The 24,200-nt window shown below is 48.4% G+C and carries 24 protein-coding genes and 1 pseudogene; 13 read left to right on the top strand and 12 right to left on the bottom strand.

Features of this window, described 5'->3' with window-relative positions; translation table 11 throughout:
- The 4 genes and pseudogenes from BLU47_RS13575 to BLU47_RS13560 all read left to right on the top strand — a co-directional run.
- Positions 1 to 367, top strand: a pseudogene (locus BLU47_RS13575) (hypothetical protein); the annotation flags it as partial.
- A 4-nt stretch (positions 368 to 371) separates the two neighbouring features.
- On the top strand, positions 372 to 932 hold the full coding sequence (locus tag BLU47_RS13570) for a BT4734/BF3469 family protein (RefSeq protein WP_091963988.1): 561 nt from the start codon (positions 372 to 374) through the stop codon (positions 930 to 932).
- The gene (locus BLU47_RS13565; RefSeq protein WP_091963986.1) at positions 929 to 1,378 is read left to right on the top strand and encodes a PriCT-2 domain-containing protein; all 450 of its coding nucleotides are present in this window, start codon (positions 929 to 931) and stop codon (positions 1,376 to 1,378) included. The genes BLU47_RS13570 and BLU47_RS13565 overlap by 4 nt, the downstream gene beginning before the upstream one ends.
- Before the next feature lie 4 nt (positions 1,379 to 1,382).
- Positions 1,383 to 2,762, top strand: a complete 1,380-nt coding sequence (locus tag BLU47_RS13560; RefSeq protein WP_091963983.1) for a hypothetical protein — start codon at positions 1,383 to 1,385, stop codon at positions 2,760 to 2,762.
- A gap of 118 nt (positions 2,763 to 2,880) precedes the next feature.
- On the opposite strand, the gene BLU47_RS13555 is transcribed toward BLU47_RS13560, so the two are convergent.
- The 9 genes from BLU47_RS13555 to BLU47_RS13515 are packed head-to-tail and all read right to left on the bottom strand — an operon-like array spanning position 2,881 to position 10,165.
- A complete protein-coding gene (locus BLU47_RS13555) occupies positions 2,881 to 3,204 on the bottom strand; it encodes a hypothetical protein (RefSeq protein WP_091963978.1) in 324 nt (107 codons plus the stop codon).
- 15 nt (positions 3,205 to 3,219) lie between these two features.
- On the bottom strand, positions 3,220 to 3,531 hold the full coding sequence (locus BLU47_RS13550; RefSeq protein ID WP_091963975.1) for an STAS domain-containing protein: 312 nt from the start codon (positions 3,529 to 3,531) through the stop codon (positions 3,220 to 3,222).
- An 11-nt stretch (positions 3,532 to 3,542) separates the two neighbouring features.
- Complete coding sequence (locus BLU47_RS13545) at positions 3,543 to 3,971, bottom strand: ATP-binding protein (RefSeq protein WP_255402221.1); 429 nt, start codon at positions 3,969 to 3,971, stop codon at positions 3,543 to 3,545.
- Between the two features lie 10 nt (positions 3,972 to 3,981).
- Positions 3,982 to 4,866, bottom strand: a complete 885-nt coding sequence (locus BLU47_RS13540) for an AraC family transcriptional regulator (RefSeq protein ID WP_091963971.1) — start codon at positions 4,864 to 4,866, stop codon at positions 3,982 to 3,984.
- 8 nt (positions 4,867 to 4,874) lie between these two features.
- Complete coding sequence (dapA, locus tag BLU47_RS13535; RefSeq protein ID WP_091963967.1) at positions 4,875 to 5,762, bottom strand: 4-hydroxy-tetrahydrodipicolinate synthase; 888 nt, start codon at positions 5,760 to 5,762, stop codon at positions 4,875 to 4,877.
- A 60-nt stretch (positions 5,763 to 5,822) separates the two neighbouring features.
- On the bottom strand, positions 5,823 to 6,431 hold the full coding sequence (locus tag BLU47_RS13530; RefSeq protein WP_143025581.1) for a DUF6057 family protein: 609 nt from the start codon (positions 6,429 to 6,431) through the stop codon (positions 5,823 to 5,825).
- A complete protein-coding gene (locus BLU47_RS13525; RefSeq protein WP_176780597.1) occupies positions 6,428 to 8,557 on the bottom strand; it encodes an alpha amylase C-terminal domain-containing protein in 2,130 nt (709 codons plus the stop codon). The genes BLU47_RS13530 and BLU47_RS13525 overlap by 4 nt, the downstream gene beginning before the upstream one ends.
- Positions 8,558 to 8,562: 5 nt before the next feature.
- The gene (locus BLU47_RS13520) at positions 8,563 to 9,009 is read right to left on the bottom strand and encodes a NanQ anomerase/TabA/YiaL family protein (RefSeq protein WP_091963961.1); all 447 of its coding nucleotides are present in this window, start codon (positions 9,007 to 9,009) and stop codon (positions 8,563 to 8,565) included.
- Between the two features lie 34 nt (positions 9,010 to 9,043).
- On the bottom strand, positions 9,044 to 10,165 hold the full coding sequence (locus tag BLU47_RS13515) for an MORN repeat-containing protein (protein WP_091963958.1): 1,122 nt from the start codon (positions 10,163 to 10,165) through the stop codon (positions 9,044 to 9,046).
- 107 nt (positions 10,166 to 10,272) lie between these two features.
- Between BLU47_RS13515 and kdsB the strand changes: the two genes are divergently transcribed.
- A complete protein-coding gene (gene kdsB / locus BLU47_RS13510) occupies positions 10,273 to 11,019 on the top strand; it encodes a 3-deoxy-manno-octulosonate cytidylyltransferase (RefSeq protein ID WP_091963955.1) in 747 nt (248 codons plus the stop codon).
- On the opposite strand, the gene BLU47_RS13505 is transcribed toward kdsB, so the two are convergent.
- Positions 11,016 to 11,663 (bottom strand): DnaJ domain-containing protein, encoded by a 648-nt coding sequence (locus BLU47_RS13505; RefSeq protein WP_091963952.1) that lies wholly within the window; start codon positions 11,661 to 11,663, stop codon positions 11,016 to 11,018. The genes kdsB and BLU47_RS13505 overlap by 4 nt on opposite strands.
- A 95-nt stretch (positions 11,664 to 11,758) precedes the next feature.
- Here BLU47_RS13505 and BLU47_RS13500 point away from each other — a divergent pair, with 95 nt between their 5' ends.
- From BLU47_RS13500 to BLU47_RS13490, 3 genes are read left to right on the top strand one after another with little or no spacing between them, the layout of a single operon-like run.
- The gene (locus BLU47_RS13500) at positions 11,759 to 13,492 is read left to right on the top strand and encodes a bifunctional metallophosphatase/5'-nucleotidase (RefSeq protein ID WP_091963948.1); all 1,734 of its coding nucleotides are present in this window, start codon (positions 11,759 to 11,761) and stop codon (positions 13,490 to 13,492) included.
- Positions 13,493 to 13,506: 14 nt separating this feature from the next.
- On the top strand, positions 13,507 to 14,265 hold the full coding sequence (gene nudC, locus BLU47_RS13495; RefSeq protein ID WP_091963946.1) for an NAD(+) diphosphatase: 759 nt from the start codon (positions 13,507 to 13,509) through the stop codon (positions 14,263 to 14,265).
- Positions 14,262 to 15,686 (top strand): GH25 family lysozyme, encoded by a 1,425-nt coding sequence (locus BLU47_RS13490; RefSeq protein ID WP_091963943.1) that lies wholly within the window; start codon positions 14,262 to 14,264, stop codon positions 15,684 to 15,686. Before nudC ends, BLU47_RS13490 begins: the two co-directional genes overlap by 4 nt.
- Here BLU47_RS13490 and BLU47_RS13485 read toward each other — a convergent pair.
- Both BLU47_RS13485 and BLU47_RS13480 read right to left on the bottom strand, forming a co-directional pair.
- Positions 15,677 to 16,336: a tRNA1(Val) (adenine(37)-N6)-methyltransferase gene (locus BLU47_RS13485; protein ID WP_091963940.1), complete on the bottom strand. Its 660-nt coding sequence runs from the start codon at positions 16,334 to 16,336 to the stop codon at positions 15,677 to 15,679. The two genes, BLU47_RS13490 and BLU47_RS13485, sit on opposite strands and share 10 nt — an antisense overlap.
- Before the next feature lie 19 nt (positions 16,337 to 16,355).
- Positions 16,356 to 16,991 (bottom strand): cytidylate kinase-like family protein, encoded by a 636-nt coding sequence (locus tag BLU47_RS13480; protein WP_176780596.1) that lies wholly within the window; start codon positions 16,989 to 16,991, stop codon positions 16,356 to 16,358.
- Between the two features lie 167 nt (positions 16,992 to 17,158).
- On the opposite strand from BLU47_RS13480, the gene lon reads away from it, so the two are divergent.
- The 5 genes from lon (at position 17,159) to BLU47_RS13455 (ending at position 24,188) form a co-directional block, all read left to right on the top strand.
- Entirely contained in the window at positions 17,159 to 19,603 is a 2,445-nt protein-coding gene (gene lon / locus BLU47_RS13475; protein ID WP_091963996.1) for an endopeptidase La, read from the top strand.
- Positions 19,600 to 20,727, top strand: a complete 1,128-nt coding sequence (tgt, locus tag BLU47_RS13470; protein WP_091963936.1) for a tRNA guanosine(34) transglycosylase Tgt — start codon at positions 19,600 to 19,602, stop codon at positions 20,725 to 20,727. The genes lon and tgt overlap by 4 nt, the downstream gene beginning before the upstream one ends.
- A gap of 26 nt (positions 20,728 to 20,753) precedes the next feature.
- Positions 20,754 to 21,914: an LptF/LptG family permease gene (locus BLU47_RS13465; protein WP_255402222.1), complete on the top strand. Its 1,161-nt coding sequence runs from the start codon at positions 20,754 to 20,756 to the stop codon at positions 21,912 to 21,914.
- A 2-nt stretch (positions 21,915 to 21,916) separates the two neighbouring features.
- Positions 21,917 to 23,179: a DEAD/DEAH box helicase gene (locus tag BLU47_RS13460; protein ID WP_091963930.1), complete on the top strand. Its 1,263-nt coding sequence runs from the start codon at positions 21,917 to 21,919 to the stop codon at positions 23,177 to 23,179.
- Between the two features lie 136 nt (positions 23,180 to 23,315).
- Positions 23,316 to 24,188 (top strand): sigma-70 family RNA polymerase sigma factor, encoded by an 873-nt coding sequence (locus BLU47_RS13455; protein ID WP_091963927.1) that lies wholly within the window; start codon positions 23,316 to 23,318, stop codon positions 24,186 to 24,188.
- Positions 24,189 to 24,200: the final 12 nt, after the last annotated feature.

Raw genomic sequence — 24,200 nt, 5'->3', positions numbered from 1 at the left:
AAAAACAAAAAAGATTATGGAGACATTATCTATCAACGGTGTTGCTGTTGTCACCACAGACGAGAACAACAGAGTAAGTAACATTCAGTTCCTGCCGGACGATGAGTTCAACCCCGTTCTGGAGCAGGGCAGTAAGACCAACGGGCAGTTGCAGCTGATGCGCAATGCGACGTTCGACTATGTACCTAACAAGCCGCGCATAAGAGCCAACTCGACGCTGCTGCTCAAGGCTGCTCACGGCCGTATCTCTGCCACTAGGGATGGAGCCTACCAGCTGACGCTGAAGATATTTAAGCGTGAGGGGTTGGACGTGAAGGAAACCATGTTGCGTGAGGCTATGGAACTGATTAACAACGTTAAACTGTAAGGCTATGGACAAGATGTATGAAATGTCGTATTTCAACGGACCAATTACGAACAAGGTGCCGTTGACCACGCTGGGTCTGATAGAGGTGGCTGCCATCGTCAAGAGCAAGGAACTGGAACCTCAGACAATGCTTCTGAGAACCATTACTGACCATGAGGCTGCCCGCCAGTACAAGGGCTCTAATTTCCCTTATGTGACGCCTGCGGGTGTGTTCTCTTATTGTTCTGATGCTTCGCTGGTGAGGCATTCGAGTGTGCTCTGTATGGACCTTGACCACGTTGAGGATGTGGACGGACTGAAGCAGAAGCTGATAGCCGACCCTCATTTCAAGACGCTGATGGCATTCCGCTCTCCCTCGGGCGACGGACTGAAGTGGTTCATCGAGATTGACCTCACGAGGTGTAACCACCGCCAATGGTTCGACGCGGTCAGGAACTACTTGATGTCTCTCTACGGCCTTAGCCCCAAGCAGGCTGACCCGTCGGTCAGAAACGAGTCTCGCGCCTGTTTCCTTTGCTACGACCCTGAGGTGTATGTGAATCCGGTGTTGACAGTTGACAAATGACAGTAAGAAAGATGGAAGCATTAGCATTCGACCCTCTGGCTTGGCTGGAACAGCCAACCGACGCCCAGGGCGCAACGCCCTCAGCCTGTCAGCAACCTACAGTCAGCCAGCCTCTCTCCCCATCGGAGGAGCTGGCGCTGGCTACGGCGGTCACCCGTGAACTGATAGTCCGTAATGCCAACATCGCCGAGTCGTATGATGACTATGTGCGTCTGGGCTTTGCCCTTGCCAATGGTCTTGGCAGCGCCGGACGCGACCTGTACCATCAGTTGTGTGCCCACAGCACGAAGTATCGTCAGGCGGACTGTGAACGCAAGTGGCAGCAGTGTCTGCGTCAGACCGACGGGCGCACCTCGATAGCCACGTTCTATCACATGGCCCGACAGGCCGGAGTGGACATCAGCGCTATTACAAAGCAATATCGTAAAAATCACTTTAATTATTAGGAATATGACAAAAGAAACCAAGAAGGCCAAAAAGGCCATTGAGAAGAAGGCTTCTACGAAGAAGCAGGTTAAGAAATTCACGCCGCTGTCATGGGACGAGGTGTTTGCCAGCGAACAGCTGCCGCCGTTGCCCTCACAGTTGCCCAAGTTGGTTGAGACGAGCATCTCGCAGACTCCCGACCTGCTGAAGGGTACCGTGGCACAGACCATCCCTGTGGCTTACTCCATCTATCCGCGCGGCTTGAGCTTCGTCTATATCGACGGCCGTACCCGTGAGCTCCGCATGAATTGTCTGCTGGTGGCCAAGGAAGGTGGCGGTAAGGAGTGTATCACGCTACCCATCAAGCACATTCTGGCAGAGGTGAAGGAGACCTCGAAACGTGACCGCCGCCGTCTGAAGGAGTATAACGACAAGTATAACCGCACGCGTCAGGACGAGGAGAAACCCAAGCGCCCCGACGATCTGGATATTCGCTGGTTGTTCCCCGACATCACGCGCCCAAGACTGGGGCAGGCTATGGAGGATGCGCAGAATGGCTTCCTCTTCCTGAAGCTGAACGAGTTGGAAGACTGGGATAAGCTGGAAGGACAGAAAGGCAGGTCGAACTCGTTCTCGCTGATGAAGCTCGTGGACGATGAGGATAACGACTTCGGACAGGACCGCGTAGGTGCACAATCGGTCAATGCCGACGGTTGTCTGCGACTGAACTATGTAGCAGATACGACAGAGCCCAAGTTGAAAAAATACTTCCGCTATATCCACGGCGAAGGCCCAATCTCGCGTCTCGTCTTAGGCGGTATCCCAACCGTGGAGATAGGTGCTCCCATACCCGTCTTTGGCAGCCACGACAAGAAGTATGACGAGTCGATACGTCCCTTCATTGAGAACCTGAAAAAAGCCACTGGTACCATCGTGTGCAAACAGGCTCAGAAGATGGCCGAGAAATTAAAAAAGGAGATTGACGAGTTTACGTCGAAGACCCAGGACCGTGTGCTTGATACGCTCTCACACCGCAGTCTGGTGGCTGCCTTCCGCCGCGCCTGTCTCATCTATGCTGCCAACGGAATGGTCTGGGAACCCGAGATAGAATACTATTGCCGCTGGTCGATGCAAATGGACTTGTACCTCAAATACAAGCTCTTTGCTGATGATATCCGCGAGGCTACCGAGAGTGTCAAACTGGTCACACGTGGCCCGCAAAGCCTTTTGGATAAGATTAACACCGACGAGCAGGGTGTGTTTGCCTTTGAAGAAGTGGTGCGCGTATATACCGCCGAGGGCAAGGGCAATGACGAGAAAAAGATTAAGAACACGCTCTCACAGTGGAAGACACGTGGTTTCCTTGAAGACCTGCCAGGCGGCAAATACAAGAAGATCAAGTGATGACAATGATGACAGATGACAAATGACAGTTATAAAACAACTGCCGACATAAAGAACAAAAACGGCAGGTTCCCAAATCGAGAGCCTGCTGTTTGTTGTTTTGTGTAATTATCCACTATTACTCTTTGGCGGCAAGCTGGGCTTCCAATTGTTGACAGCGCTGCTGCAAGGCCTCGTTGGCTGCCTTGGTGGTCTTCAGTTCGGCCTCCATCTGTTCGAATGTCAGCAGGGCTTGCTCGTAGCCTTCGCCTACACTGTGGAAGTTTTTCTCGAGGGCACGATAGTCATCCAGCAGTTTCTGTTGTTCATCCACACGACGCTGGTAGTCACAGAGTAACTGTACTTGCTCGTCGGCCTGTGCGTGGCTGGTTTTCATCTGGAAGTAGAGTCCGATGGCCAATCCGATGGCTATAACGAGTACGATGATAAATGCATAAACCATAATGGGTAAGATTTTTTAGTCGTTTTTCTTTTCTACCTTCATGAACTTGGTGAAGCCTGTCATGGCGAGCACCTTGTAGATTTCGGGGTTCACGTTGATCATTTTGAATTCGCCTTTGTGCTGCATCACGGTGCGCATGGTTTTCTGGATGACACGCAAGCCTGAGCTGGCCATATAGGTAAGGTCTGAGCAGTCCATGACGATTTCCACACCGCCATCGGCCAAAGCCGGCTGGATGTCCTGTTCGAACTGTGTGGCATTCATGGTGTCGATGCGTGCACCTGTCTTAATGATGGTCTTGCCATCTTCTTTGATAATCTGTGTCATAATAGTATATTTTATAATTGTCTGGTTTCTGTAATTTCCTTCTTCATGGTCAGGAGGTTTCTGCCCTCGAGACGCTGGTAGGTCACTTCGTTCATGATGTTCTTGACGATATAGATGCCCATGCCTCCCAGTTCGCGGTCTGCGGGATGGACATCAGGATCGGGGTCTTCTTTTGCCGTGGGGTCAAAGTGTTTCCCTTGGTCGCTGAGCACGAGGGTGAGCACTTTGCCGTCGTATTCGGCAAGGAGTTCGATGTCGGCTGTTGTCCCCTCGGGATAGGCATAGAAAATGACATTGCTGACGACTTCCTCCAAGGCCAGGTTCAGGTTCATCTGGAGTTCCATGTCGAGTCCCAGTTCGTCGCAAATTTCCTCGACGAACAAGTTGACGTGTTGCAACTCGGCTACTTGGTTCTTGAATTTCAGTTGTTTTCTCATCATGTCATTATGATTACACGACAATGCGTGTCTTGTGGTAGTTGTCGCGGAACTCGGACGGCGAGCAATTCTTCTTCTTGCGGAAGATGCGATTGAAGTTGCTCAGGTTGTTGAATCCGCAGTCGTAGCATATCTCGGCAATGCCTTTCGAGGTATCGACTAGCAGTCGGCTGGCATAGCCCAGTCGCATCTCGATAATGTACTCGCTGAGGTTGCGGCCTGTATGCAGCTTGAAGAAACGGCTGAATGCCGAAGGACTCATGCCTGCAATGTCGGCTAGCGTGGAGAGGCGTATCTCGTCACGGTAGTTCTTGGCAATATAGTTCTTGACTTTCAACACACGGCGTGAGTCGCTCTCCACCTCAACCTTCGCAAAACTGGATGTGGCCAGCGTGCGGGCCTTGGTGCTCTTGGACAGTTCGTAAAGTATAGAATAGAATTGCATGACTGCATAGAAGCCATCCTTGACGGAGCTGAGCGAGTCAATCTGCGGATAGACGCGCATGATATCGTCCAACGGGAAACTGAGTCCCTTGCGGGCTTCGAGCATCATCTTCCGCAATGAATGGAAAGGGGTTCGCATGAGGAATCCTTCTTCGCTCAGGTCGACATGAAACTGGATGGTGACCTCCCGGATATCCTCGCTAGTGCAGGTATTCTGCTCCCAGACGTGTTCCAGGTCGGGACTGGTGATAAGCACCAGGTCATAGTCACCTATCACCTCGTTAGAGTCACCCACAATGCGGCGCACACCAGCAGCATGCTCCACGAAATTGAGTTCGAACACCTCATGATTATGAATGGGATAAGTGAACTCCTTCTTCTTGCGGTCGGCAATATAGAGGGAGTCGCGTCCCATCAATGGCGTAATCTCATGAATAACCCTGACATCTTCCATCGCTCAGACTATATCTTTAGTTCTTTCAGTATCTCGCTCATGCGCTGCATGTTTTTGATACGCATAGGTACCAAGGGGAGTCGCAGCACGTTCTCGATATATCCCATCTCGTGGAGCATGGCCTTCACACCTGCGGGGTTGCCGTCGACGAAAAGCAGCGAGAAGAGGTCGGTGAAGCGGTGGTGAATCTTACGGGCACCATCGTACTCGCCTTTCATCTGCAGGCGTATCATCTTGGAGAACTCACGGGGCAGTGCATTGCCTATGACGCTGATGACACCCACGGCTCCGCAAGAAACCATCGGGAAGGTCAGCGCATCGTCGCCAGAGATGACGTCGAACGACTGAGGCTTGTTCTTGATAATCTCGTCAACCTGCTCCAAGTTGCCTGAGGCTTCCTTGATGGCTACGATATTCTGGCAGTCGCGAGCCAGGCGCACCGTGGTCTCGGCTTTCAGGTTGACACCAGTACGACCGGGAACGTTATAAAGCACGACGGGCAGTTTGGTAGCCGCAGCAATAGCCTTGAAGTGCTGATAGAGTCCCTCCTGCGACGGCTTGTTGTAATAAGGACATACACTCAGCACACCGTCGATGCCCTTGAAGTCGCCTGTCTGTAACTCCTGAACCACAGCAGCCGTATTGTTGCCTCCGCATCCTAACAGGATGGGCACGCGACCACCTACCAAATCAACGATTAAGTTCTTGATTTTTGATTTCTCTTCTATTGTCAATGTAGGTGTCTCACCCGTTGTGGCGAGAATACAGAAGAAATCAGCACCATTGTCGAGCTGATATTCCACCAAACGGATCAATGCCTTATAGTCCACCGACCCGTCTTCCTGAAAGGGGGTTATCAGCGCAATACCTAAACCCTTGAAGATATTATGTACCATATAGTAATTAAGAATTCTTATCTTTTATGGTGCAAAATTACACATTTTAATTGTAAAATGTCACTTATTTGCCGAAAAATTATTCAAATAGTAGTAATAATACCAATAAGTGCCACCATAATTACGCGAAATAGCCACTTGGGCTGCTTTCTTGTCAGCAAAAGTGCGTCGCAGTTTCTGCAAGTCCTTGAAATCCGTGTCCATCACATTATCATGATAGACGACAACGGGGTTGGCTCGCAGGTGGTTGTAGAGCACTAGGGCTTCGCGATAGTGGCGTGGCAACAGCTGGCTCACGGTATAGTACTTGGGAAGCGTGACTGCAAAACGGTTCAGGTCACGGTCTATCAGATAGGCACAAAGCTCGTAGTCGCCTCCCTTGCCGACCAGCGGTTTCCCCTCTCCCACTATGGGATAGCCGAACAAGCGTTCGCCCATCAGATGCTCATGACGGAGTGCCTCCATGCGAAGCATCATCAGTTGGCGATCGGTTTTGTCTGAGCGCTCACCAATCCGGAGTGCTCCGGCATAGTCGCCCTCTGCCATACAGTCTCTAACCTGACGGGTGTAAGTTGTCACATCAGTAGAATCAATGGCTATGCCGATGAGGAACATCAGCATAGCCACTGCAAGAGAATAATGCCACAAACGGCGGAAATTTACTATCATATCTTTCTCAGAACAACAGCAGAACGGGCTGGAATGTAGAGTTTAAGCCACTCCTTGCGGTCCTGTACATAGAGGGGATCGTAGTTGGTGACATGAGTAACGGTGTCGTCAGCGAAACCATTGCCACCAAACTCTTTGGCATCCGTGTTCAGTACCACCTCGTAGGAACCCGTCGGAACCAGGAATCCATAGTCGGTGTAGCTGCGCGTGGGTGAGAAATTGAAGACGAAGACGAGGTCGCCTCGCTTATAACAGAGCACCTGGTCGCCATCGTCGTGCCAGATCTCCTGAACGGGGGTTGCCTGGAAGTTCTTCTGCGACTTGATGACCTCCAACATCTTACGGTCGAAATCACCCAGCCAATGATAGCAAAGGTCTTTATTGTCTACCAGGTTCCACTGGCGGCGTGCATATTTGTACGACCAACCATTGCCTTCGCGCGGGAAGTCAATCCACTCGGGATGTCCGAACTCATTACCCATGAAGTTCAGATAACCGCCATTGATAGCGCCGGCGGTCACCAGACGAATCATCTTGTGGAGGGCAATGCCTCGCTGGGCGATATCGTTGACATCCTTCTTGGCAAAGTGCCAATACATATCGGCATCAATGAGGCGGAAGATAATGGTCTTGTCGCCTACCAATGCCTGGTCGTGACTCTCGCAATAAGAGATGGTCTTCTCGTCAGGACGGCGGTTCTTGACCTCCCAGAAGATACTACAAACGTTGATATCCTCGTCGCGCACCTCCTTGATAGTCTTGATCCAATAGTCGGGAATGTTCATGGCCATGCGATAGTCGAAGCCATAGCCTCCATCCTCGAACTTAGCAGCCAGTCCGGGCATACCACTAACCTCCTCGGCAATGGTGATGGCCTGTGGGTTGACCTCGTGAATCAGGCAGTTGGCCAGCGTGAGATAGCAGATGGCATTATCGTCCTCATGACCGTTGAAGTAATCGCCATAGCCACCGAAAGCCTCGCCCAGTCCGTGACTATAATAAAGCATCGAGGTGACACCATCGAAGCGGAAACCGTCGAAATGGAACTCCTCCAGCCAGTACTTACAGTTAGAGAGCAGGAAGTGGAGCACGTCATCCTTGCCGTAGTCGAAGCAAAGGGAATCCCAGGCGGGATGTTCGTGACGATCACCCGGATAGAAGAACTGGTTGGGGTCGCCACATAGATTGCCCAAGCCCTCGACCTCGTTCTTCACAGCATGGGAATGTACGATATCCATGATAACGGCTATGCCCATCTTATGAGCCGTGTCAATCATCTCCTTCAGGTCTTCAGGTGTTCCGAAACGGCTAGACGGGGCAAAGAACGAGCTGACATGATAGCCGAAAGATCCGTAGTAGGGATGCTCCTGGATGGCCATCACCTGAATGGCATTATAGCCGTCATTCTTGACACGGGGGAGAACGTTCTCGGTAAACTCCTTGTAGGTACCTACCTTCTCGGCATCCTGACCCATACCAACATGGCACTCATAGATCAACAGGGGAGCTTTATTGGGCTTGAAGGTCTTCTTCTTCCAGACATAGGGCTTCTCGGGATTCCATACCTGTGCCGAGAATATCTTGGTCTGGTCGTCCTGTACCACACGACGGCACCAGGCAGGGATGCGTTCTCCCTCGCCACCGTTCCACTTGACCTTCATCTTATAGAGCTGGCCGTGCTTCAGGGCTTTTTCCGAGAGTTTCAGTTCCCAGTTTCCGGTTCCCTCAATGCGCTTGCATTTGTATTTCTCGTTCTCCTGCCAGTTGTTGAAATCACCAATCAGATAGATTTCGGTGGCATTAGGCGCCCACTCACGGAACACCCATCCCTTAGCCAGCTTATGGAGTCCGAAATACAAATGGCCCGAGGCAAACTGCGACAATGTAGATTTGCCGTTGCGGGTGAGCTGACCTATCTTCCATAGCGCATGGTCATGACGACCGCGGATGGCTCCCTCAAAGGGTTCCAGCCAAGAGTCGTTGCGAACCAGTCCGATATGCTGGGGTTCCTCTACTTTCTTAACAGTCTTCTTGGCGGTAGCCTTCTTAGCAGGGGCTTTCTTTGCCGGAGCCTTCTGGGTGGCAGTCTTCTTCGTTGCTGCCGTAGTCTTCTTTGTCGTTGCCATAGGATTTACGCTTTTACCTTAAATATTGCTTTTTTCAGTTCGGGAACACCGGCAATGCAAGGAGCATGTCCGTCTTGCGGGAAGAAGATAGCCATCATGCCTGGCTGACAAGTAACATAGCTGTCGGCTGCCAGATTGGGAATCTTGGTGATGTCCTTCTCGGCGTTGTACTCAGCCTTAGGCAACTGGTCACGTTGGGTGTAGCCGAAGGTCTCAGCAGCGGTAAGGGGAATCTGGATGTCAATCATCTTGTCGTGCGTCTCAATGACGGCCTCATCGGGGGTCTTTCCCTTCGCCATCTGGATATTCACGAAAAGGTCCTTTCCGACAATCTCATGTTTTCCTGCCTCCAACGCATTCAAATCGTTCTGCTGCAGAAACTCAACTACTTTGGCGAACAAGGGGTTCACCGACTCATACATCTTCAGATTTTCAAGTTTGTCGATAATCATAATGCTTTTGTTGTTTTAAATATTGATACCATTATTAGTTCCTGTCTAATGTCCTGCGTCCTCGGCTGTAGGTGCCTTCTGCAGTAATCTTGCCGTTACGGTCTTTCTCTATGAAGCGGCCATCTCGTCGGTCTTCTTCATAGCTTCCCTCGAAACGGTTACCATCTTTGTCCTCTTCTATGGCTGGTCCATGACGCTTGCCATGTTTGAAATGTCCTTTAAACTTGGAACCGTCAGCATAGCGGGCAATGCCCTCGCCATGTATCTGTCCATTAAGGAACTGTCCTTCAAAGACATCGCCATTCTTCATGGTCAGCTTGCCACGCCCATTGGGCTTGTCTTGTTTCCACTCACCTTGATAGGTATTGCCATTCTTCCAGACCAGCATGCCCTGGCCTTGCTTGTCGCCCTTGTAGAACTGACCGGTGTACTTGTCACCATTGGCATAGCGGAACAAGCCCTGTCCGGTTCGTTCGCCATCCACATAATCGCCTTCGTAGACATCGCCATTCTGGAACTTATAGATGCCCTTACCGTTCTGCACATCACGAGCCCACTGACCAATATACACATCGCCAGAGGCATAACGGAACGTGCCCTTGCCGAAACGGAGATTATCTTTCCACTGCCCTTCATAGGACGAGCCATCAGCCCAGTCGTAGGTACCTTTGCCGTTCTTCTGGTCATTTGCCCAGTCGCCTTCATACCAGGCGCCTCCCTTAAAAGCATAGCGACCGACACCATGGCGCTTGTCCTGCTTCCATTCGCCGGTGTAGACATCGCCATTATAATAGTACATGACACCATGACCTTGCTGATAGTCACGATACCACAATCCTACATATTTATTATTATTGGAAAAATAATAGGTTCCCTGTCCGTGCTGCTGATCCTGGAACCACTGTCCCTCATACTTCTCACCATCGGTAAAGGTATAGACACCATAGCCTTGGCGCTTGCCTTTCTCGTACTCGCCTTCATAAACGTTGCCGTTTTTCCACGTTGTCTTACCTTTTCCCTGGGGCTTTCCGGACTGCATCTCGCCCTTGTATTCTCCTCCATCCTTGGTCACACACGAGCCAAGTGTTATCTTTTGAGCAGAGGCGGTTAATGCCGTACCTATTAATATATTTAGGAGTATATTTCGAATCTTCATTACTTCGTTTTGATTTTTAACTTGACAAAGGTAGAAAAAAAATACGAGACAACCAAGTGTTTTAAAAAATATTCACTAACTTTGCAGCACATTAAAGAAATATACAAATGAAATTTATAGGAATCATACCTGCCCGCTATGCCTCTACACGCTTCCCGGGCAAGCCATTAGCCATGCTGGGAGGACGCACCGTCATCCAGCGAGTTTACGAACAGGCTGCCGCTGTCCTGGAGGAGGCTTATGTCGCCACCGACGACGAGCGCATCTTCAAGGCCGTTGAGGAGTTTGGTGGACGAGTTGTCATGACTCGTCAGGACCACAAAAGCGGTACGGACCGCATCGAAGAGGCTGCTGAAAAAATAGGCACGCAGGCAGATGTCATCATCAACATCCAAGGCGACGAACCGTTCATTCAGAAGTCGCAAATAGAAACTTTAAAGAGTCTGTTTGAAAACTCTGAGACTCAAATAGGTACACTGGGAAAGAAATTTGAAAGTATCGAAGCTGCAACCAACCCCAACTCACCCAAAATCGTGACGGACAAGAACGGCTTCGCTCTCTATTTCAGCCGCTCTGTCATCCCATATATTCGTGGCAAGGAACAGGCTGAATGGCTACAACATTTCCCCTTCTTGAAACACCTCGGACTCTATGCTTACCGACGTGACGTCCTACGCCAGATAACCCAGCTGCCACAGTCTCCGTTGGAGATGGCAGAAAGTCTGGAACAGTTGCGATGGCTGGAAAACGGCTACCGCATTCGCGTGGGACTGACAGATGTAGAAACAGTAGGTATAGATACCCCTGAGGACCTGCGTCGGGCCGAGGAATTCATAAAATGCGGTAGGTTTTAGCCCTGCCGCATTTCTCGTAACAACTGGCGCTGATGTTCAGACAACCTGGTGGGGAGCTTCACTTGATAAGTCAAAATCAGGTCTCGTCCTTCCCTACCCTTGCCACGCAGTCGTACCTTCGTGCCAGGTTGCGTTTCAGGCTTTACCTTCAACTTCAACCGTCCTCCTGTTCCAGTAGTCACCACCACATCGCCACCCAAGAGGGCCGTATACATATCTATGGTAATATTGGCTTCCGTGTCATGCGGTTGCGAGCGGAACGGACTTCCACCGCCGCCACCAAACAAGTCTTGGAAGAACGACGAGAAGTTACCACCCCCCGTAAACTGAGAAAAGTCAAAGCCGCCAAAGTCGCCAGCGCCACCGCCACCGCCAAAGCCTCCGAACCCACCTGCACCAGAACGCTCATAAGCCTCAGCCTGTTTCCATTGTTCCCCGTATTTATCATACTTGGCACGCTTCTCCGGATCACCTATCACATCATAGGCTTCCGTCAGAGCCTGGAACTTGGCCTTGGCCTTCGGGTCATCAGGATGCAAGTCGGGATGGAACTGCTTGGCGCGCTTCAAATAGGCACGCTTAACATCCTTCTGCGCTATCGTCTTGTCGACGCCTAGAATCTTGTAATAATCAATAAATGCCATATCTAATCCTCCTAATTTTTATCTTCTATTACTTTTCCAGCAAAAATCATACCAACAATTTGCACGACTCACTTTTTTTCATTACCTTTGCGCCTATGAAAAAAACAACGACCATCTTTTTCGCACTTTTGTGCATGACAACCATGACAATGGCCAAGAAATACAAGACCGTCACCCTACAACTGGTAGAAACCAGCGACGTACACGGGGCTTTCTTCCCCTACGACTTCATAGAGCGCACACCCATGCAGGGCACTATGGCTCGCGTTAGCACTTATTTGAAAAGACAACGTCAACAATACGGAAAGAACCTCATACTGCTGGAGAACGGAGATATACTACAGGGACAGCCAACATGCTATTATACGAATTATGTTAAGACAGACCTGCCCAACGTAGCGGCAGAGGTTATCAACTACCTAAAGTATGATGCACAGACATTTGGAAATCACGATGTAGAGACAGGACATGCCGTCTACGACAAATGGATTCGCGAACTGAACTGCCCCACTCTTGGAGCCAACATAATTGACGTCCAGTCGGGAAAGCCCTATGTCAAACCCTACCTAATAATTGAGCGCGAGGGTGTCAAGGTGGCCATTCTCGGTATGCTTACACCGGCTATTCCCAACTGGCTGCACCAAAGCCTTTGGAGCGGATTACGCTTCGAAGAAATGATCTCTTGCGCCAAGAAATGGGTAAAGCATTTGAAAGAATCTGAGAAGGCCGATATTATCGTCGGCTTGTTTCATAGCGGATGGGATGGCGGTATCGCCACGATGCACTACGACGAAGACGCCACCAAGAAGGTTGCCGAGCAGGTGGATGGATTCGACGTCATCTTCTTCGGACACGACCATACTGAGCGTAATGTCCAACTGCCTAACGGTGTGCTCTGCCTTGACCCGTCATGCAACGCGATGAAGGTAGCAGAAGCCACCCTAGAATGTACCCAAAAGGATGGCAGGTGGACCGTTTCGAAGAAGCAAGGACAACTGCCTGACATGACGAAAGAAACCATCGACCAGGACTTCGTAAACCACTTCCAGCCACAGACAGACAGCATCAAGCAATATGTAGAGCGACAAATTGGCACATTCTTGACACCCATCCGGTCGCGCGATGCCTTCTTTGGCTCTGCACCATTTACGGATTACATTCACCAGTTGCAGTTAGAAGAGACGCATGCCGACGTGTCACTAAATGCACCACTGGTATTTGACACCGAAATCAAGGCTGGTCCGGTATATATGAGTGATATGTTTAAGCTATACCGCTTTGAGAACCAGATTTACGTATTGCGGATGACAGGACGGGAAATACGTCAACTCCTGGAAATGAGCTACGACCAGTGGGTAAACACCATGAAAAGTCCTGAGGACCACATCATGTTGCTCACCGACCGCACATGGAATGACAAGCAACGAATGGGCTTTAAGTTCCTGACCTTCAATTTCGACTCTGCTGCCGGCATCGACTACGAAGTGGATGTCACCAAGCCTGACGGACAGAAAGTAAACATCCTGCGTTTTACTGACGGGCGACCCTTTGACGAGTCCGCATGGTACCGCGTTGCCATGAACAGCTACCGGGGCAACGGTGGAGGCGAACTCCTGACACGAGGAGCAGGCATTCCCATGGATTCCATTCCAGACCGCATTGAATGGATGAGCGAACATGACCAGCGTTACTATTTAACACAAAAGATTATCCACGATGGCAAAGTAAAGGCAAAAGCACTGAACAACTGGCGCTTCATACCTGAATCATGGACAAAGCCAGCCATCGAAAGAGACCGTCAATACCTTTTCCCCCAACACAACAAATAGCCTCAGATAAAAACATGAAATACTATGTTTTTTGCCAGAGCGACCTGGTACTTGCAAAAGAAGGCAACACCTATCGGATACCTACAGAACCACCAGTGGAAATCAAACCCTGGACGAGTGTCATGGATATCGATGGGGCAAAAGCCTATCGCATTGACCAACCATTAGCGACCTCAGAGCACTACGAGATGTGTCCCCTGCGGCAAAGCTACTATAAACTGACACAAGAAGACTATCTGAAAGCCGGCAAGTGCCATGAACTACTATACTGGAACCAGAACACCAAATACTGCGGTGTCTGCGGTGGGCTCATGCGCTTCGACACAGCCATCTCAAAGAAATGCGAACAATGCGGCAAGGAGATATGGCCCCAACTGGCCACAGCCATTATCGTGCTCATACGCAAGGAGCACGAGATACTGCTGGTTCACGCCAATAATTTCCGTGACGACCACTATGGACTAGTTGCCGGTTTCGTGGAAACTGGTGAGACCTTGGAAGAAGCAGTGTACCGCGAGGTCATGGAAGAAACAGGGCTTCACATCACCAACCTACGCTATTTCGGTTCACAGCCGTGGCCATATCCTTGCGGACTGATGGTCGGATTCACTGCAGACTACGACAGCGGAAAGATTCATCTGCAACGTACCGAGCTATCAAAAGGAGCCTGGTTTGACAAAGACCACCTACCCCACATCCCTGAAAAACTCAGCATCGCCCGCCATCTGATAGACGCTTGGATGGAAGAAGAGGAAAAGGAGAATGCCTCATGAAAAAGACACCCAGCACGGCTACCATCGCCAACATCTTAGTGTTGGCTTTCGCCGTTCTTATAAACCCACTTTGTCCGTTGACGCCCTATCGTCCGTCGACGCATCCTTGTATCCCAGACAAGGTAGAGATACGTTACACACGACCCCTGTCGCCTGACTCTACCCTTCAACTCATCCGTCAGGCAAAGGAGCAGCTAAACGAAATGAACTATTATTTCAAGGTGCATAACGTAACGGACGAGGGATATAACCAGGTTGCCCGCTACCGGACTTATCTCTTGGACAAGGTATCCTATCTGTCAAAAGTATATGAAGACTCTGCTCAGCAGCGAGTCAAAAGCAAAACGGTGCATATTCCAGCAAAAAAACGACCATACATAGCTGTAAAATTGCCTTATGGCTATTGGCGAGCAGGACATTTCTACCTTTCTCCGCTAACAGGCAAAGCTATAGTTTGCGACTTGCAGGGACGCGTCGTTTCCGCCTTCTTTAAAGCTGACACTGTCGTTTCCGCCATCCGCATAGACTCCAAAGGTATCTATAGAGGTCAAATGGACACGCTGTTACAAGCAAGAGGGCAAGGAACCTATGAAGCTAACAACGGGGAATACCACGAAGGATTCTGGTCTGACAACAAGCCTCACGGCTTCGGTTTTCATTCATCGCCCAGCCATTCTATACAAGTCGGAGAATGGAAAGCCGGTCGTTTCTTAGGTGAGCGCATGAAATACACTGCAGAGCGCATCTATGGAATCGATGTTTCGCGGCATCAGCACGAGAAAGGCAGAAAGCGCTATGCTATTGACTGGCATAAAGTACGTATAACATCATTAGGAACACGCCACAATGCCGGAGGACAGACATTCCCTGTATCCTTCGTATACATCAAGTCGACAGAGGGAACGACCATTCGTAATCGCTATTTCCTGAGCGACTACATAAATGCCAAGAAGCAGGGTATCCGGGTGGGTGCCTATCATTTCTTCTCACTGAAGTCGTCGGCCACAGCACAAGCTAATTATTTCGTTAATCATACGCTTTTCCGTAAAGGAGACTTCCCTCCTGTTATGGACGTAGAACCAACCGACGGACAAATCAAGAAAATCGGTGGCGACGATGTCCTCATGGAACGCATTCGCACATTTATGAGTATCGTAGAGCGCCGCACTGGAATGCGACCGATTCTATACGTCAGCCAGAACTTTATTAAGCAGCACATGGCCAATGCGTCGGACATCAAGCAAAAATATAATGTATGGATAGCCCGCTACGGACAATATCGACCTGACGTAAAGCTCGTCTATTGGCAACTGTCTGCCGATGGAAGAGTTGAGGGAATAAATGGCCCTGTTGACATCAACGTATTTAACGGATATCAGGTTCAATACGAAGAATTCAAACAAATGGGATTCTATAAATAAAAATCTTTGGTCAACTGACGATAGCAATCGTCTCCGATGGTCATTTCTTTACGCTCCACCGGGCAAGGATGCTTTCGGAATGCAAGCAAAAATCTTCGTGCAGGTTTGTTTTCCACCGTCTTTACCGCACAGACGCGGCTAGGGAAAAAACCTACAAACGTAGCCTCATCCTCCATGCGCTTACGATAATCGAAAGGCACAACTAGACTCAGTTCTCCGTCACTTTTCAACAGGCGCCATGCTGCCTGCATCAATTCTGCATACGGAAGAGTATCGACATGACGAGCCATATTGCGCTGAGCATTGGGAGCTTTCAAAGAATCAACGAAATAAGGAGGATTGCTTACCACAGAATCATACAATCCCTGATGCTGCTGGACTTGCTCTTGCAACACCGCGACACGCTGTTGGCAACCGGCATTTATCACATTCTGCAAAGCCTGTTTGACGGCTCCCTCATCTATATCGAGAGCCGTCAACTGACTTTTGGGGAAACGCTGAGCCATCATTAATGCAATTAATCCCGTACCGGTTCCGACATCTAGAATAACATCGCCACCGTTAGCCCAAGCCCCCAGTAGTACGCCATCTGTACCAACCTTCATGGCACATAAATCCTGCTGTATCGAGAAATGTCTGAACTTAAACATGACCCTCTGTTCCGTTCACCTAGATGAATTTTAGAATGAAGTCTGCTATCTCATCTTCAGACCTACCATCCATCGTGATAACCAGGTCATAGTTACGAGCATCGTAACGTGTTGTCGAGGTATAATAGTCCACATAGTTAGCACGCATCTTGTCAACCTCACATATCAAGCGATCTACCTCTGCCTCACTACGGCCTTTCTTGATTAAACGTTCCCTACGAAATTTCTCCGGAGCCTGGATTAACACGTTAAAATGATTAGGATGATCGCGGAACACATAGAAAGCCAGACGACCAGCAATGACACAAGAGCCTTCCTCAGCGATGCCTTTCAAGATTTCCTGTTCACTGTTAAACAAGTCGTCAGAAGTCAACAGTTTTGGTTCTTCACCCTGTTCAACTGTGTAATATTTCGGATTAAGTAATTCGCCACCAATACCAATGACACGTTTGAAATCCGCCCACCAATTGTGCTGTTGCCCTTTCAAACGTTCTATCTCGGTAGTGTTCAGATGATATTTCTCGCGCAATCCCTCAATAAGAGCCTTATCATAAAAGGGAACACCCAACTTTGCAGCCAACTTCTCACTGACGGTACGTCCGCCACTACCCAACTCACGATTCACAGTGATGACAAATCTTTCGTTCTTGTTCATTTTACTTATTGATTGAAGATAAATTATCTGACCGCAAAGATAAAAAGAAAATTTGAATTGCCCAAATATTTTCATGCAAGATATTAAAATATCTTATAACATGCGCGTTATATCAAAAAAATATCGTACCTTTGCATCTCATTATGGAAGAGAAAATAACAATGTATATGGATAATAAGAACAGGTCGTTCTCAATGATTGCCGATGTTGAAGGCGATTACAGCGACCTGACGAGTATGGAAATGCCAGACACGTTGCCCATCTTGGCTGTACGCAACCTGGTATTGTTTCCTGGTGTTGTATCACCCATCCTGATAGGACGCGAATCGAGCATGTCGCTGATTCGTAAGGCAGAAAAGAGTAACGGACTGATTGGTGTCGTTGCACAACGCGACCCGGAGGTAGAACAGCCTATAAGAGCAGACTTATACGATATGGGCGTATATGCGAAAGTCTTGAAAATTCTAACATTGCCAAATGGTAACATCACAGCTATCATTCAGGGATTAGGCCGTCTGCACTTGATGGAATTACTAAAATACAAACCGTATCTGATTGGACATACCGAGCCAGCCCCCGAAGACGAGCCTGGACACCGTGACGTAGAGTTCCAAACAGGTATGGAAGATCTTCGCAATCAGACATCGGAATATATCAAGATGAGCGATGAGATTCCAGAAGAGGCTGCTTTTGCCATCAAAAATGTAAGCAACAACATCATGGCTCTGAACTTCATCTGTTCTAATTTGCCCTTCTCGGTGAAAGAAAAGATGGCATTATTAACACTTGATTCTATCAAGGAGCGTCTATTTAACGTAATGCGCATCGTAAACCGCGAAATCAACTTGCAGACGCTAAAATTAGATATACGCAACAAAACGCGCGACGATATTGACGAACAGCAGCGTAATTATTTCCTTCAGCAGCAAATTAAAAACTTGCAGGCTGAGATGGGAAATGAAAGCTCACCGGAGAAAAAAGAACTACTGGAGAAGGCCAAGAACAAGAAATGGCCAGAGGACATTGGCAAGTTTTTCTATAAAGAGGTTGACAAGTTAGATCAGCTGAATCCACAGTCGCCCGATTTCAACGTACAGCTAAACTATCTTCAGACACTTGTTGGACTTCCTTGGGGTGAATACACCAATGACGATATGGACTTAAGACGTGCTCAGAAGATTCTTGACCGTGACCATTATGGCATGGAAAAAGTAAAAGAACGCATCTTGGAATATATCGCCGTACTGTCGCTCCGCGGTGACCTAAAATCCCCTATTCTTTGCCTCTACGGTCCTCCGGGAGTTGGTAAGACATCGTTAGGAAAATCTATTGCCGACGCATTGAAACGCAGGTACGTCCGTGTATCCTTAGGCGGACTCCATGACGAAGCCGAGATTCGCGGTCATCGTCGCACTTACATTGGTGCCATGCCTGGTCGAATCATTAAGAACATCCAGAAAGCAGGTTCAAGCAATCCCGTCTTCATACTGGATGAAATTGACAAGGTAACACAGAACACACATAACGGAGACCCTGCCTCGGCACTGCTAGAAGTACTGGACCCAGAACAGAACGGTGCTTTCCACGATAATTACCTAGATGTTGACTACGACCTGTCCAAAGTGATGTTCATCGCCACTGCAAACAATCTGAGTACGATTCCTCGTCCACTATTGGATCGTATGGAGATTATCGAGGTAAGCGGCTACATCACGGAGGAGAAATACGAGATTGCCAAGCGTCATCTGATTCCCAAAGAAAAGGAGAACACTGGTCTTAATGACAAGAAACTGACTTTCACGAAGCCTGCCATTGAAAAGATTATCGAACAGTACACCCGCGAAAGTGGTGTCCGTCAATTAGAAAAGCAGATCAACAAAGCGCTTCGCAAAATGGCGTTTAAGAAAGCTGAGACAGGTGAGTTACCCTATGAGAAAATCACTCCCCCTGAGATAGAAGACTTGTTAGGCAAGCCTCCTTTCTATCGTGACATCTATCAAGGGAATTCCTATGCTGGCGTTGTTACCGGTTTGGCATGGACAAGTGTTGGCGGTGAGATCTTATTCATCGAGACCTCTCTATCAAAAGGCAAAGGTGCGAAACTAACACTGACAGGAAACTTGGGAGACGTGATGAAGGAGTCGGCCGTTATCGCCCTAGAATATGTTAAGGCTCACGTAGACTTGCTGGGCATCGACTACCGCATCTTCGACAATTGGAATATCCACATCCACGTCCCAGAAGGAGCAACTCCCAAGGACGGTCCATCGGCAGGTATCACGATAGCAACTTCAATAGCATCCGCATTGACACAGCGTAAAGTTCGCAAGAACACCGCTATGACAGGTGAGATAACCCTACGAGGAAAAGTCCTGCCTGTTGGTGGTATCAAGGAAAAGATATTAGCAGCCAAGCGTGCCGGGATCACTGACATCGTCATGTGTCAAGAGAATCAGAAAGACATCGACGAGATTCCTGCTATTTACCTTAAAGGGGTTACGTTCCATTATGTAGAAAACGTACAGGACGTATGGAATTTTGCACTGACAGATGAGGTCGTTGACAACCCTTTGAAGTTTGAAATCCCTGATAATAACGACGAAAAGAAATGACCTTTGAAATACAACATACAGATAATGCCTCCGATGCACGTTCAGGGCTTATTACGACTGACCACGGACAGATAAAGACTCCCATCTTCATGCCTGTGGGAACTTGCGGCACGGTGAAAGGTGTTCATTTCTCTGAACTGCGCGAGCAAGTGAAAGCTCAAATTATCTTAGGAAACACTTATCACCTGTATCTACGTCCAGGATTGGAAATCCTCCGCAAGGCTGGTGGACTTCATCAGTTTAATACCTGGGAGCGTCCCATTCTGACGGACTCTGGCGGTTTTCAAGTATTCTCGCTGACTGGAATCCGCAAATTACGCGAAGAGGGCTGTGAGTTCCGCTCACATATCGATGGGTCTAAGCATATCTTCACCCCAGAAAATGTCATGGATACCGAACGTATCATCGGTGCCGACATCATGATGGCCCTTGACGAATGTCCTCCTGGTCAGAGCGACTATCAATATGCGAAAAAATCATTAGGACTTACACAGCGATGGCTCGACCGCTGCATCAAACGGTTCAACGAGACAGAGCCTCTCTATGGCTATAAGCAAAGTCTTTTTCCTATTGTTCAGGGCTGTACCTATAAAGACTTGCGCCAAGAGGCCGCCAAGCATGTTGCAGACAAAGGTGCCGACGGCAATGCTATCGGCGGTTTGGCTGTGGGTGAGCCTACAGAAGTAATGTATGAGATGATTGAGGTAGTCAATGAGATTCTACCCAAGGACAAGCCACGCTACCTAATGGGGGTTGGTACACCACAAAACATCCTTGAAGGTATTGAACGTGGCGTTGACATGTTCGACTGTGTGATGCCTACTCGCAATGGACGTAATGCCATGTTATTTACTTATCAAGGTACCATGAACATGCGCAACCAGAAATGGGCAGACGATTTCTCTCCCATCGATTCTGACGGTTGCGACATTGACCGCATCCATACCAAGGCTTACCTGCATCACCTGTTCAAAGCCCAAGAACTATTAGCCATGCAAATAGCCAGCATCCACAACCTGGCATTCTACCTACGCCTGGTAACAGATGCCCGTATGCATATAGAACAAGGTGACTTCACTCAATGGAAGCGCTCTGTGATTGATGACTTAGGACGAAGAAGATGAGAAAGACAATCAGAAACATGATTTCCATGGCTAGGAATCTGTGGAACCGAATTCCATGGAGGAAACTGGTATGGTTAAAGAAAATCAACCCATTCCGCTTCATCAAGCGAATGGACTGGTATATCATCAACAAGTTCATTGGTACCTATTTCTATTCCATCATTCTGATTATCTCTATTTCCATCGTCTTTGATGTCAACGAGAACCTGGCTAAGTTTACGAATAACCACGCTCCATTGCGAGCGATTGTATTCGACTACTACACCAATTTCGTACCTTATTTTGCCAACCTCTTCTCTCCTTTGTTCGTTTTCATTGCAGTCATCTTCTTCACGTCAAAACTGGCAGGCAATTCGGAAATCATTTCCATGCTGGCATGCGGCATGAGCTTTAAGCGACTACTGCGTCCATACCTCATTTCTGCTGCTTTTATTGCCCTGCTCAACTTCTACTTGGGTTCATACATTATCCCAAAAGGAACCGTAGTACGACATGACTTCGAGTCGCTTTACAAGAACAACAAGAAGAATACGTCGGCATCAAACATCCAGTTGATGGTTGACAAAGGAGTGGTAGCATATATCTCACAGTATGATGACATCCGAAAAACGGGATATGGCTTTGCCCTGTACAAGTTTGAGAATAAGAAGATGGTATCACAAATGAATGCCAACGTCATTCAATATGACACCATCTCAGATGCCCGCTATCACTGGAAAGCCCGCAACTACAAGATTCGTACTTTGAAAGGAATGCGTGAACAGATTACCAGCGGTTCAGAAATCGACACGCTCATCCAGATGGAACCGATGGACCTTGTCTTCTCAAAAGGTCAGCAAGAGACATTTACCTCCCCAGAATTGCTTCGTTACATTTCCAAGCAACAGCAACGTGGTTCAAGCAACGTCGTCCAATATGAAGTGGAATATCACAAACGTATAGCCTCGTCGTTTGCCTCGTTCATCCTGACAATTATTGGCGTATCATTGTCATCTAGAAAGCGTAAAGGCGGAATGGGTATGTATCTTGGCATCGGCTTAGCACTATCCTTCACTTATATTCTATTGCAAACGGTTAGTGCAACCTTTGCCATTAATGCAGATACGCCACCCATGCTTGCTGCATGGATTCCCAATATTCTATATTCATTCATCGCCTATTTCTGTTATAGACAAGCCCCGAACTGATTATGACATTTGAAGAGACTTATTTGAACGACAATATCCTCGACGCGCTATATGACATGCATTTCGAGGAAATGACGCCTATACAAGAACGATGCATACCGGAAATACTGGATAATCGTGACCTTATTGGAGTTGCGCAAACAGGAACAGGTAAGACTGCAGCATACCTACTACCGATCCTAAGCATGCTGGATGACGGTGGCTTTCCGAAAGATGCAGTAAACTGTATTATCATGTCACCTACACGCGAACTGGCCCAGCAAATTGATCAAGCCATGCAGGGATTCGGCTACTATCTAGACGGCATATCAAGTGTTGCCGTTTACGGTGGTAACGACGGAAACCGTTTCGATCAGGAGATGAAAGGACTGAAAATGGGAGCAGACGTGGTGATTGCCACTCCCGGACGTCTTTTATCACACATCCGCATGGGGCACCTAGATCTTTCACGCCTCTCCTTTTTTGTTCTTGACGAAGCAGACCGTATGCTTGACATGGGATTCTCAGATGACATTCTGCAAATAGCCAAGCTGTTACCCCAAAATCACCAGACAATCATGTTCTCGGCTACAATGCCAACAAAGATACAGCATCTCGCGCGTACATTATTAACTAATCCTGTAGAGGTAAAGATTGCCGTATCTAAACCAGCAGAGAAGATTCAACAGTCAGCATATATCTGTTATGAGCCCCAGAAGCAAGGAATCATCCGTCACCTGTTCAAAGCAGGTGAATTGCAGCGCGTGATAATATTCTCAGGAAAAAAAGACAAAGTGAAGGATATCACCCGAGAACTTCAGCATATGCATATCAACTGTGCCCCTATGCATTCCGACCTTTCACAAGCTGAGCGCGATGACGTGATGTACCGATTCAAGTCAGGACAAGTTGACGTGCTAGTGGCAACAGACATCGTAGCCCGCGGAATAGACATTGACGATATCTTAATGGTAATCAACTATGATGTACCGCGTGACGCAGAAGACTACGTCCATCGCATTGGACGTACAGCCCGCGCCCAGCGCGATGGTATTGCTATCACATTTGTATCAGACCAGGACATCCGCTACTTTGCCGACATTGAGCGATTCCTTGAGCGAGACATCCCCAAGAATGCACTCCCAGAAGGATTGGGTGAAGGCCCTGAATACAAGCCTACTGCCCCCCGGAAAAACAGTCGCGGAAGAGGCGGAAGGAAAAGAGGCGGAAAAGGTCATGGAGGCAAAAAGCAGCATCAACATAACAGCAAGCAGAAAAGAAATTAAACTTTTTTAAGTAAAATATTCGGTGTCAGGAGAACAACGAATGGATTTTTTTTGTAACTTTGCACCGCTTTTAAAAGTATTATATATTATACAATTGATTGTCAAGTAGTTAAGGTTATTAGAGAAGGTTTTTAAGATGAGACAATTAAAGATTCAAAAGAGTATTACGAATCGCTCAAGTGAGGCACTGGATAAATATCTAGTGGAAATCGGTCGTGCACCGCTGATTAGTATCGATGAAGAAATCGAACTTGCACAGAAGATACGCAAAGGCGGACCAGAAGGCGAGCGAGCCAAGGACAAACTGGTTACAGCAAACCTGCGTTTCGTAGTATCCGTTGCCAAGCAGTATCAGCATCAGGGATTGACGCTGACCGACTTGATTGACGAGGGTAACATTGGCCTGATTAAGGCCGCACAGAAATTCGATGAGACACGTGGCTTTAAGTTTATTTCCTACGCAGTATGGTGGATTCGCCAGTCTATCTTACAGGCTATTGCCGAGCAGAGCCGTATCGTTCGTCTTCCACTCAATCAGGTAGGCAGTTTGAATAAGATCAGTCACGAGATTAACCGTTTCGAGCAGGAAAACCAACGTCACCCCTCCGTATCTGAATTGAGTGATGCCACAAATATGGACGAAGAGAAGATTGCGCAGTCAATGATGGCAGATGGCCACCACGTAAGCATTGACGCCCCTTTCCAGGATGGCGAAGACAACTGCATGCTTGACGTTATGGCTTCTGGCGACGATTCTCGTACAGACCGTCAGGTAGACCACGAATCAATGGCTCAGGAACTAAACACCGTACTTCAGAAAGTGTTGAAAGAGCGCGAGATAACCATCATCCGTGAGTGTTTCGGCATTGGTTGCCACGAGAAGGGACTTGAAGAGATCGGCGACCAGCTGGGTCTTACCCGTGAGCGTGTACGTCAGATTCGCGAAAAGAGTATTGCAAAATTGCGCGACTCCGGTAATGCTCGCATTCTCATGAAATATTTGGGCTAAAAGTTTTGCAGC

The organism is Prevotella sp. tc2-28, from assembly GCF_900107705.1.
Taxonomy (GTDB): domain Bacteria; phylum Bacteroidota; class Bacteroidia; order Bacteroidales; family Bacteroidaceae; genus Prevotella.
This window is presented reverse-complemented; position numbering and strand designations above follow the sequence as displayed.

Coding starts and splice junctions, on each gene's coding strand:
- BLU47_RS13570 (WP_091963988.1), top strand. CDS start 372: ATGGACAAGATGTATGAAATGTCGTATTTCAACGGACCAATTACGAAC.
- BLU47_RS13565 (WP_091963986.1), top strand. CDS start 929: ATGACAGTAAGAAAGATGGAAGCATTAGCATTCGACCCTCTGGCTTGG.
- BLU47_RS13560 (WP_091963983.1), top strand. CDS start 1,383: ATGACAAAAGAAACCAAGAAGGCCAAAAAGGCCATTGAGAAGAAGGCT.
- BLU47_RS13555 (WP_091963978.1), bottom strand. CDS start 3,204: ATGGTTTATGCATTTATCATCGTACTCGTTATAGCCATCGGATTGGCC.
- BLU47_RS13550 (WP_091963975.1), bottom strand. CDS start 3,531: ATGACACAGATTATCAAAGAAGATGGCAAGACCATCATTAAGACAGGT.
- BLU47_RS13545 (WP_255402221.1), bottom strand. CDS start 3,971: ATGATGAGAAAACAACTGAAATTCAAGAACCAAGTAGCCGAGTTGCAA.
- BLU47_RS13540 (WP_091963971.1), bottom strand. CDS start 4,866: ATGGAAGATGTCAGGGTTATTCATGAGATTACGCCATTGATGGGACGC.
- dapA (WP_091963967.1), bottom strand. CDS start 5,762: ATGGTACATAATATCTTCAAGGGTTTAGGTATTGCGCTGATAACCCCC.
- BLU47_RS13530 (WP_143025581.1), bottom strand. CDS start 6,431: ATGATAGTAAATTTCCGCCGTTTGTGGCATTATTCTCTTGCAGTGGCT.
- BLU47_RS13525 (WP_176780597.1), bottom strand. CDS start 8,557: ATGGCAACGACAAAGAAGACTACGGCAGCAACGAAGAAGACTGCCACC.
- BLU47_RS13520 (WP_091963961.1), bottom strand. CDS start 9,009: ATGATTATCGACAAACTTGAAAATCTGAAGATGTATGAGTCGGTGAAC.
- BLU47_RS13515 (WP_091963958.1), bottom strand. CDS start 10,165: ATGAAGATTCGAAATATACTCCTAAATATATTAATAGGTACGGCATTA.
- kdsB (WP_091963955.1), top strand. CDS start 10,273: ATGAAATTTATAGGAATCATACCTGCCCGCTATGCCTCTACACGCTTC.
- BLU47_RS13505 (WP_091963952.1), bottom strand. CDS start 11,663: ATGGCATTTATTGATTATTACAAGATTCTAGGCGTCGACAAGACGATA.
- BLU47_RS13500 (WP_091963948.1), top strand. CDS start 11,759: ATGAAAAAAACAACGACCATCTTTTTCGCACTTTTGTGCATGACAACC.
- nudC (WP_091963946.1), top strand. CDS start 13,507: ATGAAATACTATGTTTTTTGCCAGAGCGACCTGGTACTTGCAAAAGAA.
- BLU47_RS13490 (WP_091963943.1), top strand. CDS start 14,262: ATGAAAAAGACACCCAGCACGGCTACCATCGCCAACATCTTAGTGTTG.
- BLU47_RS13485 (WP_091963940.1), bottom strand. CDS start 16,336: ATGTTTAAGTTCAGACATTTCTCGATACAGCAGGATTTATGTGCCATG.
- BLU47_RS13480 (WP_176780596.1), bottom strand. CDS start 16,991: ATGAACAAGAACGAAAGATTTGTCATCACTGTGAATCGTGAGTTGGGT.
- lon (WP_091963996.1), top strand. CDS start 17,159: ATGGATAATAAGAACAGGTCGTTCTCAATGATTGCCGATGTTGAAGGC.
- tgt (WP_091963936.1), top strand. CDS start 19,600: ATGACCTTTGAAATACAACATACAGATAATGCCTCCGATGCACGTTCA.
- BLU47_RS13465 (WP_255402222.1), top strand. CDS start 20,754: ATGGCTAGGAATCTGTGGAACCGAATTCCATGGAGGAAACTGGTATGG.
- BLU47_RS13460 (WP_091963930.1), top strand. CDS start 21,917: ATGACATTTGAAGAGACTTATTTGAACGACAATATCCTCGACGCGCTA.
- BLU47_RS13455 (WP_091963927.1), top strand. CDS start 23,316: ATGAGACAATTAAAGATTCAAAAGAGTATTACGAATCGCTCAAGTGAG.